Origin of the sequence: Flavobacterium salilacus subsp. salilacus (genome assembly GCF_004634195.1) — a bacterium.
GTDB classification, from domain to species: Bacteria; Bacteroidota; Bacteroidia; order Flavobacteriales; family Flavobacteriaceae; genus Flavobacterium; species Flavobacterium salilacus.
In genome coordinates this window covers 35,661-49,405 of the sequence record NZ_SKBP01000015.1, presented here as the reverse complement: position 1 = coordinate 49,405, position 13,745 = coordinate 35,661, and the positions used below count along the sequence as shown (strand labels likewise).

Below are 13,745 nucleotides of genomic sequence, written 5' to 3'. Positions count from 1 at the left end.
TAAAGTATATTAAAGTATATTAAAGTATATTAAAGTATATTAAAGTATATTAAAGTATATTAAAGTATATTAAAGTAATAGAATGTTTGGTAGATATGTATAAAGTATATATATTTGCAATGTGATTAGGATATAAAAGAAAAGCCTTTATAGTTTGGAGCTATAAAGACTTAACTTGTTAGATGTATTTTTCAATCATCAACTGGATAAAGTGCCAAACGAGGTGTCCAACCACATACTCTATCCAAGGCTTATTGAACCATGCCTTCCTTGAAGGTTTAGGTTCGGGTGGTGTAGAATTACACATAATCTTCAGTATGTAAGAACTGTGTTCTCCTACTCAAACTCATTATCTAATCAGCTGGACTATCTGATTAAGTCAATATGATGCAAATATACCAAAGATTTGCTTTGCTGACAAGTTGATTAGAGATTTATTTTAATATTTGATATAAATACCTGTTAATCAGTGTTGATAAAAAAGCCTCTAATTACTGAGAGGCTTTTTTATGCTTTAGATTATTTCTTTCTACGCCATTTTAGGACAATACTAAAATTTTTTATTTTCTATATATAACTTAATCCAATAATCTAAAAATCTAATTTCTAGTCCAGCAATCTAATATATGGTCGTTTACCATGCCTGTAGCCTGCATGTGGGCATAAATAACCGTAGAGCCTACAAACTTAAACCCGCGCTTTTTCATATCCTTACTAATAGCATCTGACAGTGGAGTAGTGGCAGGCACGTGTTTGAGTGTTTCAAATTGATTATCTATTGGTTTGCCATCCGTAAAACCCCAAAAGTAGTTGGAAAAACTGCCAAATTCGTCCTGTACTTTCATAAATGCCTGCGCATTGGTTACCGCTGCATATACTTTCAGTTTATTGCGAATGATGCCAGCATCCTGCAATAGCTCCGCTATTTTTTCATCGGGATATTCGGCTATTTTCTTGTAGTCAAAATCATCAAAAGCCTTCCTGAAATTTTCTCTTTTTCGGAGTATGGTTATCCAGCTTAGCCCCGCCTGAAAGGTTTCCAGCAGCAGGAACTCAAATAATTTATCATCGTCATAAACAGGTTTTCCCCATTCTTCATCATGGTATTTTTCATAAAGTGCATCGCCACTGCACCATGCGCATCTTTTTTTATCCATTTTTTAATGCTTTTTTTCGTCAATATAATTATCAATTACAGAGTGCCCCAAGTATATTACAGGGGTTAGTAATACGGCTATAATCAGTTTTATAACATAGCCTGTAATTCCCGATGCAATAAACGTTGGCGTGTCCATTTTGCCGGTAAGCCAAAAGGCAATTCCCAGCACGATAAAGCTATCAAAAAATTGTGATATAACAGTTGATCCTGTAGTGCGTAACCAAATCATTTTATTACCTGTTCTTTTTTTAAAAAAATGGAAGATGGTAATATCTATTAACTGCGAAACTAAAAAGGCAGTTATACTGCCCACTATAATCCAGAGGCTTTGCCCAAACACACCGTTAAACTGGCTATCGGTTACATTATTCTCTAATGCAGCAGCCGGTATGCCCATAGCTGCCCATAGCACTATAAAACAATAAATTATAAGCCCTGCGGTAATAAAGGATAATTTTTTTACTCCCGATTGCCCGAAATATTCATTAATAAGATCGGTAGTAATAAAAACCACCGGCCAGGGCAGTATGCCTATACTTACTACATAAGAGCCTATGTTAATGAGTTTACCGCCAATAAGCTCGGCTACTATGGCATTGGTAATAAAAACTCCGGCAAGGATGATGTAAATAATGTCTTTTTTGTTGTTAAACATAATTGCAGTCGCTCTAAGAGGTGTTATCTCCAAAAGTAAACCTTTTTTTACGTAGAAAAAGTTCAACAATATTTAAAATATTGCTGTTTGCAATACTTTTTTATAGATACAAAAAACCCCGCTTTTTATAAAAAAGCGGGGTTTTAAAAAGTATATTATGTATGCTAATTAAGCAAGAGCAACTCTTTTAAAGCCTGTAACAGTTAAATCAGCATTTACAGATTTTACGTAATCCGTAACACTCATTTTGCTGTCTTTAATATAGTCTTGGTTAACAAGGGTGTTGTCTTTAAAGAAACGACCCAATTTACCTTTTGCAATATTATCAAGCATTGCCTCCGGCTTACCTTCCTGACGAAGTTGTTCTTTAGCAATTTCTATTTCTTTTTCTATAACAGCAGCATCAACGCCATCTTCGTTAAGTGCTATAGGAGCCATTGCGGCAGCCTGCATAGCTACGTTTCTAGCAGCCTCATCAGCACCTTCTACATTTGCAGAAAGCGCTACAAGCGTAGCAATCCTGTTACCTGCGTGTATGTATGAGTTTACAAAAGCACCGTCAAGTTTTTCAAAAGCACCAATTTCTATTTTCTCACCAATAACACCTGTTTGCTCAATAAGTTTGTCGCTTACAGTAATACCGTTAAAGTCAGCAGCAAGAAAATCTTCTTTAGTAGCATAGTTTAATGCAAGGTTTGTAAGATCTGTAGCCAGCTTTACAAAAGACTCGTTTTTAGCAACAAAGTCAGTCTCACAGTTTAAAGACACAACAATACCTGATGTATTATCGCTGTTTACAGCAGCAATAACCGCACCTTCGGTTGATTCTCTGTCTGCTCTGTTAGCAGCTACTTTTTGTCCTTTTTTACGAAGGTATTCGATAGCTTTATCAAAATCACCATCAGCTTCTACTAAAGCTTTTTTACAGTCCATCATACCGGCACCTGTAACTTGTCTTAATTTATTTACGTCTGCAGCAGTAATATTTGCCATTTTGAAAATAGTTTATTTGTTAAATAATTAAAGTCGTTATGCTAATAATGGCTACAAAAGTAAACATATACCAGCACAACGACTTTATTGTAATGTTATTATTTATTCTTCAGTAGCAGGAGTTGAAGCTTCTGATTTTTCAGCAGCCGGAGCCTCTGTTTGTTCAGGAGCGGCAGCTACAGGAGCAGCTTTAGCTTCTTCACTTCCTTCAGCAGGAAGGTCATCTTTTTCAGATTTTCTGTCAGAAAGTCCTTCGATAACAGCGCCGGTTACTAAAGATAAAATTTTGTCGATTGATTTAGAAGCATCATCATTTGCTGGTATAACATAATCAACCTCACGTGGGTCTGAGTTTGTATCTACCATAGCGAAAACCGGAATGTTTAATTTCTGAGCTTCTTTTACTGCGATGTGTTCAGCCTTAATATCTACTACAAATAACGCGGCAGGAAGCCTTGTCATATCAGCAATAGAACCAAGGTTTTTTTCAAGCTTTGCACGAAGACGATCTACCTGAAGACGTTCTTTTTTAGAAAGCGTGTTAAATGTACCGTCTTTCTTCATTTTATCAATAGAAGCCATTTTTTTAACAGCTTTACGGATAGTAACAAAGTTGGTAAGCATACCGCCGGGCCATCTTTCAGTGATGTACGGCATGTTGGCAGCCGCTGCTTTTTCAGCAACGATGTCTTTTGCTTGTTTTTTAGTAGCAACAAACAATACTTTTCTGCCTGATGCAGCTATTTTTTTAAGAGCCTCGTTAGCCTCTTCTATCTTTGCTGCAGTTTTATATAGGTTGATAATATGGATGCCATTACGTTCCATATAAATGTAAGGAGCCATGTTCGGGTCCCATTTTCTGGTCATGTGTCCAAAGTGTACACCTGCTTCCAGTAAGTCTTTAACTTCTACTTTATTTGCCATTTTTGTAATAGTTTACGTTCTGTTGAGTAAGCAATGTTCAGGTGGCGATTTTTTCGGCCCTGCCCATTTAGATGCTAAACTAACCCCTCGCCTCAGCGGGGCAACAACAACTTGTTTTTTTAATTTCAATAATAAAAATAAACGTTTTCTCAAGCCGTAGCCTGATGATAGGATATTAACGTTTAGAGAACTGGAATTTCTTACGCGCTTTCTTCTGTCCGAATTTCTTACGCTCTACCATTCTTGGGTCTCTTGTCAATAAACCTTCCGGTTTCAGGATGCTTCTGTTTTCAGCATCAATTTCACACATAGCTCTTGCAATAGCCATTCTTACAGCTTCTGCCTGACCTGTAGAACCTCCTCCGTACACATTGATTTTTACATCAAAGTTTTCAGCATTGTTAGTCATTGCTAACGGCTGTTTTACTTTGTATTGTAAAGTAGGTGTTGGGAAATAGGTTTCAAATTCTTTTTTGTTTACCGTGATTTTACCTGTACCTTCAGAAAGGTAAATACGGGCAACAGCGGTTTTTCTTCTTCCAATTTTGTGGATAGTTGCCATTACTTCAAGTCGTTTAAGTTAACGGTTTTAGGCTTCTGTGCATCATGTTTGTGCTCAGTTCCTACATATACATTTAAATTGCGGAATAGTTCTGCGCCAAGTTTGTTTTTAGGCAGCATTCCTTTTACAGCTTTCTCTACTAAAATTGCAGGGTTTTTTGCCTGTAAAACTTTAGCGGTTAAACTTCTTTGTCCTCCGGGATAACCTGTGTGGCGGATGTAAGTTTTATCCTCCATTTTGTTACCGGTAAGGTTGATTTTCTCTGCGTTGATAACAATTACGTTATCGCCACAGTCCACGTGCGGGGTATAATTCGGCTTGTATTTACCTCTCAAAAGCATCGCAACTTTTGAAGCAAAACGACCTAAATTATGACCTTCAGCATCAACAACAATCCACTGTTTATCAGCGGTTGCCTTATTGGCTGAAATTGTCTTGTAGCTTAATGTGTTCACAATAAATAATTTTAATTAAACATTCCGTCCCCAATAAAGGGAGTGCAAAAGTACAATTATTTATCAGAAATTCAAATGTGTAGAAAAAATATTATTTTCAAGGTAATTTTATGAGGGTCATATAGTTTAGGTAAGCCCCAAATGTAATGCGGGTTTATTATACCTGTGCCATGTTAAATTTCTACTCCAACGGTCTCAATGTATTGCTATAGGTAATGGTAAAGGGGTTTTTGTTACCCGGGTTTTTCATTACATATATGTATTTGTGCTTTTTGGCTTCTTCGGCTTCTATAACCGTTTCGCTTTTGGTAAAGTTATCATATACTTTGGTATCGAGGGTATTGTCTATACGCAGTTTTTGCGCTATGCCTGTTTTAAGGTTAGATATAGGATAATCGCTATAAAGTTCCCTCTTACTGTTACTGATAATTATTTTCTCACCCTTATAATTTTGGGTTAATATCAGCACCGAATAGTTAGCAGCTTCCGCTTTCAAATTTTTCAGCAACGCTTTTAGTTCAGTATCGCTTGCCGATTTAAAATCATCACGATATTGTACATCAGGTTGTTTTTTAGGTTTGTCAGTACTGTTGCTGCCTGTTCTCAGGTTGCTGCACATCGTCATTAAAAAAGCTGTAACCAATATCATTGTCATTCGCTTCATAGCATCATTATTTCATGTTAAGCCTCCAAATATAAATGTTGTAGCCTATTCCATAAATAAGTTTAAGATTTATATAACAAAAAGCAGATGCCTCAAAGTATTATTCTGAACGAAATGTAATGGAGTGAAGAAGCTCAATTATTCAATAAACAATAAATTCTTCTTTCATCAGAATAACAAAAAAGACTTCCTTTCGGGAAGCCTTTTTGCAAGTAGGTTATACTTATAGATTATTGTATAATGAGTTTTACAGTGCCTTCATTATTGTTAGTATCCGTTACTTTTACTAGATATATACCGCTGTTCAGTCCGTTAACATCGTAGTTATAATTAGCTTCGTGTCCCGAATAGGTTTTTACAAGCTGCCCTGTAAGGGTGTATAATGCTACTTTGCCCGTAGCCGTAGTAATAGTAAACTGATTTGTAGCAGGGTTTGGGTATAGTACAGTTTTAGCTAAGTCACCATTATCGGTAATCAAGGCATTGTCCATTTTATAGACATAAACACCTCTTGCAGGAACAGTTATAGTAAACGCCGAAAAGCCCCCTGTTGATCCTATAGTTATCAGTTGTGGCGTACCGCCAAGCATTTCGTTAAGTATATGATTTCCGGGTATAAGCCCTGCGTAGGGTAATGACAATGTTACCTGCTGTTGTGTGCTGCCCACATTTGCCACTACAATAATGTTTTCGTCTTCATACTGGCGCATGAAAGATACTACTGATGTTGATGTGCTGGTAACAGGTCGGTAATTACCTCTTCTTAACGCGTTTTCATTATTCCTGATGCTTATAAGGCTTTTATAGTGATGCCACAGCGAATTGTTATCTGCCTGCTGTGCAGCAACGTTTTTGGTTGTATAGTCGCCGTTAATGGATTGCCATGCCGAGCCTGTAGTAAAGCCTGCGCCTGTGTTACTGTTCCACTGCATAGGAGTCCTTATATTAGGGTCGGGTTTTACACCTGTCATACCTATCTCTTCACCATAATAAATGTACGGTATGCCGGGTAGCGTAAGTAATAACGTTGCAGCCGCTTTTGCCTTAGGCATATCGCTGCCAAGTGTACTCATTACACGATTGGTATCATGGTTACTCAGCATAGTACCAAACTGTAGAAAGGGGTACGACTGCATGTTGTCAATCAGTTGATGATCAAGGTCGGCAGCATTACCGTTGTTCAGGGCATTAAGTATAGCATCGGCTGTTTCAAACTCAAAACAATAATCCAGTCCGTTATTGTTTACATATTGGCTGGCTATTTCGGTTAAATCCCAAGCTTCGCCCACAGCAAACGCCTCAGGGTTTACTGACTTGTAGAATGACCTGAATTCCTGCCAGTAGGCTATTGTTTCGGGGGTGTTTTGTACGGCAGTACCATTTTCATGCAAAAACTTTACAGCATCCAGCCTAAACCCATCTACCTGCATATCAGTAAGCCAAAACTCGGCAATATCTTCAAAAGCCTCATGTACATCAGGGTTATAAAAATTCAGGTCGGGCATACCATCCCAAAATGCGCCATAATAATAGTAACCGTTAAAAGAGTGCCATGCATTGTTGCTGAATGGTCCCGGAGCGCCCGGACTATCTTCCCAAATGTACCAATCGCGTTTGTCCGAACCTACTGTTTTCGATTCGATAAACCAAGGATGCTGGCTGGAGGTATGATTCATTACCAAGTCGATAATTACCTTTATGCCTCTTGCATGTGCTGCTTCCATAAATTCGGTAAACAGGGCATTATTACCATAATCACTTTCTACAGCCATATAGTCGGTAACGTCATACCCATGATAGGATGGTGATTGTTGTATGGGCATTAGCCATATACCTGTTATACCCAGGTCGGTTGTTGTTTCGGGGTTTCCGTCGTTAAGGTAATCCAGTTGGTCTATCAGTCCTTGCAAGTCGCCTTTACCATCACCATTACTGTCTTTAAAGCTGCGTACAAATACTTCATAGAAAACGCAGTCGTTCCACCAGTGTGTTGCCATAGCATCTACCCGAATAAAGTTTTCAAAAGTAGTGGTAGCGGTTTCGCCATCGCCATTGGTAATGGTTAAGGTAACATCATGATTGCCCGGTTCGGTATAGGTTACTATCGGGTTTTGCGCGTCAGAAGTTTCGGGGCTTCCTCCCGGAAAACTCCAGCTCCATGCTACAGGGTTTCCTGACGATTGGTCTGTAAGCTGTATCACTTCGCCCGGCTGTACCACAGGGGCTGATGTTGCAATAATTACATTTAAAAGGTTAGGAGGCAATTCATCATTATACCAATATTCCACCACTCCGTTTGGGGTAACGGTATAGTTTCGGTTAGGACCGCCTCCGGAAAACTCCTCCGTCCCATTCCACTGTCCGTCTATTCTTGTTTTAAACTGTATGTTACTACCCACAGGCAGGCTTACCGTGGTGGTATATATACCATCGGTATCAGCATCGGCAAGTACTGTAGGATTGGCTCCCCAATCGTTAAATGTACCTGCAATATCTATACTTTGCGTTCCGGGGTTAAAATTACCAAGTTCAACCTGATAGTTCATGTTTACGATAAACTGTACATTGACGTCTTGGGCAGATAGCTTGCCGCACCAGGCAGCAGTGATGAGTGCTATTGTAAAAAGATGTGATTTTATTTTGAACAGATGCTTCATAATTATTATTGATTTGAGTGTAAAAGAACAAAAGACCTTCCATAGAAGGTCTTTTGGAAATTAACATAAAAAAAAACTAACTCAACTAACTTTATTTTTTAATCATTTTGATAGTGCTTACACGGTTGGCATCATCTGTAATTTTTACAAAATATATGCCATCGTTCAGTGTTTCAATATCAAATGAAGTATTTGCGGGTGCCCCGCTGAACTTTTTAATAAGCTGACCTGTCAGCGCATATACTTCTACTTTTTCCGTAGGTATATTTATACTGAAACTGCTTGTTGCAGGGTTAGGATAAAGTGCGGCTACTGTTTGTGCCGTAACATTTTCGGAATGCAGGAATGCTTCTTGGTTACCAAAAATTTTGAATTCACCCGGTTGTAAAGTAATGCTTGCTACTGTACCGCTTATAGGTGCATCCAGGTTTAACAAATCATACCAATCATCCGTAGTAGGGAAGAAGGTATCTACCGTTTGCGCAGTAACATTAAAATTGGCAAGTACTATAATACTGCTAAGCTCGCCATCCGCAAGGTCGTCATTCCAAATGTCTATTCTTGGCGTAAGGTCGCCGGAGTCTATAGTAAATGTATTGGTGTGGAATACAGGGTTGCTCAAACGCAGTTTTATAATATCTGCCCACGTGTTGTAAACTCCCATCCTGTCAGCATCGCCCGTATAGCCAAGTTCAAAAGGTATTGGCTTAGGGTTAGTACGACATCCGTCATTAATTGTTCCATCTTCACAGTAGTTAATGCTGTACTCATATCCAAGTTCGCCAAACTGCCATAACATTTTAGGACCGGGTATGGTAAATAGTATTGCCCCTACGGCTTTCATTCTGTCAAGAGCGGTAGCCATTTCGGTTACATCATAGTTGCCTGAGCTATTACCATAGGCAAGATTTTTAAACATAAGTCTTTCCTCATCATGACTTTCGGCATAGCCTACCAGTCTTGGTTGCTGGAAAGTTTTGTTCTCAAAATCCATACTGTTAAAGTTGCTGTTTTCGGCATATCCCATACTGTTTTGGTTATAAGCATCGGTAAACTTACCCCATAGCATAATACCTTTACCTTCGTCAATGCGGTAATCAGCCCATTCTTTTTCTTCCGTAATACCACCTAAGTGTTCAAAAATTACATAAAAATCAGGGTCTATAGCCCACTGGTAGTCGGCATATTGTTTTAGTATAGCTACCCTGTCCGCTTGGTAAGCATTAGTACAGTTTTGGTCGTTTGCCGTACAGTTTTGTGTAAATCCTTTGGTAAGATCCCATCGGAAACCGTCAATTTTAAATTCGGTCATCCAGTACTCAATAGTTCTTTCCGTGTAATATTGTGTTAGTTCCGACTGATGATTCAAGTCAGTACCCACACTATAAGAGTGTGTAGGCACAACATTGCAGTATGGGTTTTCGGTTGTAGTGTTACCAAAGCCATCACCATCAGGGTCATCTACCCACATGCGTGCCAGTGGTGACCGACCGTAAACGTGGTTCAGCGCTACGTCCAGTATTACAGCAATACCATTTTGGTGACAGGCATCTATAAATTGTTTCATAGATTCTTGTGTGCCATAGGCTTTGTCTAAAGCCAAGTGGTAAGCTGTATTATAGCCCCAGGAAATATTGCCCTCAAACTCCATTACAGGCATAATCTCTATGGCGTTTATATTGAGGTCTCTTAAATATTCAAGTTGGTTTGTAAGCGATTCCCATGTTTTTTGTTGGTTAAAATCTCTTATTACAAGTTCGTATATAATAAGATCTTCTTTCTCCGGTTTTTCAAAATTGGTAACCTGCCAGTTATAGGCGGGTTGTGCTGTTTGCAGTACTGATACTTCAAAAGACTGTCCTGCAGGGTAGGCAGGCAGGTTAGGGTAGGTAGCAGCATCAATATATGGGTCATCATACGGAGATAATACCAAGGTAGAGAAAGGGTCTGCTGTTTTAACCATTGCAGGCGAGTTGGTAAAAGGTGTTTCATCTACCACCCAGTACTGGAAAGTATTTATTTCGCCGGGTGTAAGTCCTGTAATTTCTAACCAATACTTACCTGTAGCACCGTCTTTTTTCATGGCATAGGCCGATGTGGGCTGCCAGTTATTAAAACTTCCGGCAACATACACATAGTCTTTATACGGAGCGTTTAGCACTAATGTTGCTTTTGTAGCATCGGCATTGTTATAGTTTATACCGTCTCTCACTCCTGCAGGCATAGCCTGTGTAACGGTATTAGGGTTAACTACTGCCGAGAAGTTTTTTGTTATAGTATTACCGCCCTGTGTAACTACTAACTCGTAGTTTTGGTTTGATGTGATATTGGTATGATTAAAAGAATAGCTTGATACACCATTACTGCTGTTAACGGTTGCGCCGTTTGACATTAGTGTGTAGTTAGCATTACCGCCTGTATTAGTAGCGGTGATGTTTAATGAACCGCCGGAGCTTAGTAACGTTGTGCTGCCATCTTGTGGAGCAGTAAGGTTTACCTGAAAAGAACCAACGTTTATAAAATAATCCTGTGTTTGCTGATAAGGTTCAGCAGCACTCCTGAAAACTACACATATTTGTGTTATAGTGCTTGTAGTAGGTACGCCGAAATAAGTATATAAATCGGGGCTTAATTGTAATGTATAGTTATTGCCCGAAATATTTGTGAGTGCCGGCTGTACCGTATTTGCACCCCAGTTGCCTATAACATATTGCCACTGAGTGCCATCAACGGTTAAACCTATGTGGGCATAAACAGTACCATTGTAACCGGCAAGCCCGGTACCTGCTTTATTAAAGTTTAATGTTACGGGCGCAGTTGCTATAGCAGGCGTGGGGGTAGTGGTTACCTGTGCAAAGCCTGCAAAGCTTAGTAGTAAAAATAGAATAGTAAATTTTTTCATAGTAATTAAATATAAAAAGGCTGGCTTTACGCCAGCCTTTAGGGTATTGTTTATTAAAGTCCGCTAGCTGTAGCAGTACCGTCAAAGTTCACAATAAGTTCAATGTCATGAGGACCTGCGCTTACTGAGAAGTTTGGTGCACTAGGATCGTAAGTTACCATTGGATCACTATTTCCGATGTTAAATTTCCAAGGATCACTTGCTATGAAGTTACCCGTATTAGCAGACCTAAATTTCATTTCATCTGCGGTTAATGTTGCACTTATAGACCATGTGTTAGAAGCAAAATCGTATGTCATGGGTGTTTCATTATCCCAGCCTCCCGGTGTTGCTGCTCCAATAATGCCCCATTCCATTTTTACAAATTTATACTCAAGGTTATCGATGTCAACCCATACATAATATTGTCCGTCGCCGTCAGTTTCAGCAACTTTAATATCGCCGCTACCGCCGTCATTATGTAGGTTACCATCCTGAGCGCCATCTATAGTACCATAGTTTCCGTTATCCCAAGTACCTTGCTCGCCAATGAATTTAAATCCGTCAGCAGCAGCTACTTTTACATAGGCTTCAAATACCATTGTAGTACCATCGCCAATATATCGCATTGGTATTGCAGTAGTATTATCCCATGCATTAAGACCGTAATATGCCTGTGGCGCACCAACTAAAAACAGTACAGGTTCTGTAGGTTCTACTATAACTTCACCTGTGCCGAACACTATTGTAAGCGGAAGTATGTTGGAAACCATAGGAAGATCGCTATTATCGCCTATAGTTGCAGTAATTCTTACTTCTATCATAGCATTTTCTTCGTCGCTAAGCCCCAGTCCGGGTAGATTTGTATCATCAGTAGCGTTGGTAAGCCTTTTTTTCAGTTCGTCACCCGTAAAGTTGTAAAAACGGTTTGTAGTTGACGGTAAAGCCAACGGAGTGGCAAAATCAGTACCGGCAACAGCCATTTCTATTGCATAATCTATTTCTGTTTCCACGCTATATGCAGCATGATCCCAAACAAGGGTAAGGGTTTGTGCTTCAAGGGCGTTAGGGTTAATAGTAATGTTAGCACCTTCTGCCGGGGCTACAAGAACCGGATCTGTTGATTGCTCTACAACAATCTGATTATCGTCTGTAGAACACGACATTATTGATAAAAACAATAATGTAAGGATTGATAAATTAAATATTTTTTTCATTTTTTGAGTTTTAAAATTAGTAACCTGGGTTTTGAGTTAAGTTTGGATTTGACTGTAATGCATTAGCAGGAATTGGGAATAACCTATAGTCAGCCGAGATAGATGTGCCATTTACATCATTACCTTTCCAAGGCCATAAATAAGTTCCGCCTGAGAATTTACCGAAACGGATAAGGTCTGATCTTCTGTGACCTTCAAGGTTAAGTTCTCTTGCTCTTTCATCAAGAATAAAATCAAGAGTAAGTTCAGAGGCTGAAATTTCAGTAGCATTCGATCTGCTTCTTACTAAGTTTACATAATTTAAAGCCTCTGCCTGGTTGCCTCCGCCACCTCGCAATACACACTCGGCATACATAAGGTATGCATCGGCAAGCCTGTATAGCGGGAAATCGGTAGGAGAGAAAGAGGTAGCAATGGTTGTACCGCTATAACTACTGTTTCTGAATTTTGTAGAAGGATAACCGTCTGCCCATGCTTTATAGTCTTCCATTTCATAATTATGTCCTTCTGTCCAGAAAAGCTCCGCTCTCTCGTCAGTAGAGGTTTCCAGGTCGCCAAACAGCGAATACCATGCTTTGGTTGCTCTGTGTCCTGTCCATCCTTCCGTAGCGCCAAACTGTGCTAACGGCATTGTCTCTGTACTTAACGAACCGTTTACTATATAAGTAGTGTTACCAAAACTTTGGCTCACAACCGGGTCAGCAATAAGCGGGAAAATAATTTCTGTTGAGTTATCATTATCTGCCGAAAACAGGCTTACAAAGTCATTTACCAGCGTGTAACCACCTTCGTTAATTACTAAACCTGAATAATTTAATGCATCATTGTAGCGTGCTGCCCCTGTATATACTTCTGCATTCAGATAGAGTTTGGCTAACAGCATGCGCACTACAGCTTTATTTGCTCTGCCGTATGAGTTAGAAGCCGGCATATCAGGCTCTATAGCAAGCAGTTCGCTTTCTACATATTCAAAAAGTTCCTGTCTTGACGCTTCAGGTAGCGGAGTAGTATTACCATAGTTGGTTTCGTTTACAATAACGCCTTTACCAAAACAGTCTATCATGTAGTAGTAAGCAAGTGCTCTTATAAAACGAAGTTCGCTTACAATTTGCTCTTCATCTTCAACCTCAACAGATTCTAATGCAAGAATAATATTGGTAGTTTGCGGTACTATATAATATACCCTGTCATACAAATATCTGAAGAATTTGTTGTTAGAGTCCCAGTTAGACGTAGTGGTAAGCTGGTCAAGTCCGTCATCGCCCCAACGGTTCTTCATACCGTCAGCAGTAAAATCCTGTAGGTTTATAATACTCCTCAGGAAAGCCGTTTCTCCCGGGTCAGGCCCGCTAATGTCAGAACTTCCCGGTCCGTTAGGACCTGAAAGGGCAAAAGTTCCATACATTTTAGACAGTAAGCCCTGTATGGCGTTAGGGTCTTTTGCCAAAAGGTTTTCGAGCGATAATTCAACTTTAGGTTCAGTATTCAAATCATCCGTACAGGAAGCAAAGAATAGCAGAACTAAAGCGCTTATTCCTAAAATTATCTTTTTATTAAAACTTTTCATATTCAATTTAT

11 protein-coding genes are annotated in these 13,745 nt (G+C 39.3%); all 11 read right to left on the bottom strand.

Annotation, left to right across the window (positions count from 1 at the left end; all coding sequences use genetic code 11):
• Nucleotides 1–599 precede the first annotated feature (599 nt).
• The gene (locus E0W68_RS13465; protein ID WP_135219964.1) at nucleotides 600–1,157 is read right to left on the bottom strand and encodes a DNA-3-methyladenine glycosylase I; all 558 of its coding nucleotides are present in this window, start codon (nucleotides 1,155–1,157) and stop codon (nucleotides 600–602) included.
• Nucleotides 1,158–1,160: 3 nt separating this feature from the next.
• Complete coding sequence (locus E0W68_RS13460; protein WP_135219967.1) at nucleotides 1,161–1,814, bottom strand: queuosine precursor transporter; 654 nt, start codon at nucleotides 1,812–1,814, stop codon at nucleotides 1,161–1,163.
• A 168-nt stretch (nucleotides 1,815–1,982) separates the two neighbouring features.
• A complete protein-coding gene (tsf, locus tag E0W68_RS13455; RefSeq protein ID WP_135219963.1) occupies nucleotides 1,983–2,807 on the bottom strand; it encodes a translation elongation factor Ts in 825 nt (274 codons plus the stop codon).
• 102 nt (nucleotides 2,808–2,909) lie between these two features.
• Entirely contained in the window at nucleotides 2,910–3,731 is an 822-nt protein-coding gene (rpsB, locus tag E0W68_RS13450) for a 30S ribosomal protein S2 (protein ID WP_135219962.1), read from the bottom strand.
• A gap of 175 nt (nucleotides 3,732–3,906) precedes the next feature.
• Nucleotides 3,907–4,293 (bottom strand): 30S ribosomal protein S9, encoded by a 387-nt coding sequence (gene rpsI / locus E0W68_RS13445; protein ID WP_135219961.1) that lies wholly within the window; start codon nucleotides 4,291–4,293, stop codon nucleotides 3,907–3,909.
• Nucleotides 4,293–4,748 carry a 50S ribosomal protein L13 gene (gene rplM / locus E0W68_RS13440; RefSeq protein ID WP_135219960.1) on the bottom strand — a complete coding sequence of 152 codons (456 nt, stop codon included), beginning with the start codon at nucleotides 4,746–4,748 and terminating at the stop codon, nucleotides 4,293–4,295. The genes rpsI and rplM overlap by 1 nt, the downstream gene beginning before the upstream one ends.
• A 181-nt stretch (nucleotides 4,749–4,929) precedes the next feature.
• Nucleotides 4,930–5,412 carry a hypothetical protein gene (locus E0W68_RS13435; protein ID WP_135219959.1) on the bottom strand — a complete coding sequence of 161 codons (483 nt, stop codon included), beginning with the start codon at nucleotides 5,410–5,412 and terminating at the stop codon, nucleotides 4,930–4,932.
• A gap of 230 nt (nucleotides 5,413–5,642) precedes the next feature.
• Nucleotides 5,643–8,069, bottom strand: coding sequence for an alpha-amylase family glycosyl hydrolase (locus E0W68_RS13430; protein WP_135219958.1), 2,427 nt, complete (start codon nucleotides 8,067–8,069; stop codon nucleotides 5,643–5,645).
• A 91-nt stretch (nucleotides 8,070–8,160) separates the two neighbouring features.
• A complete protein-coding gene (locus tag E0W68_RS13425) occupies nucleotides 8,161–10,971 on the bottom strand; it encodes an alpha-amylase family glycosyl hydrolase (RefSeq protein WP_135219957.1) in 2,811 nt (936 codons plus the stop codon).
• Nucleotides 10,972–11,024: 53 nt separating this feature from the next.
• Complete coding sequence (locus E0W68_RS13420) at nucleotides 11,025–12,167, bottom strand: SusE domain-containing protein (protein ID WP_135219956.1); 1,143 nt, start codon at nucleotides 12,165–12,167, stop codon at nucleotides 11,025–11,027.
• Nucleotides 12,168–12,183: 16 nt separating this feature from the next.
• A complete protein-coding gene (locus tag E0W68_RS13415; RefSeq protein ID WP_135219955.1) occupies nucleotides 12,184–13,734 on the bottom strand; it encodes a RagB/SusD family nutrient uptake outer membrane protein in 1,551 nt (516 codons plus the stop codon).
• Nucleotides 13,735–13,745 lie beyond the last annotated feature (11 nt).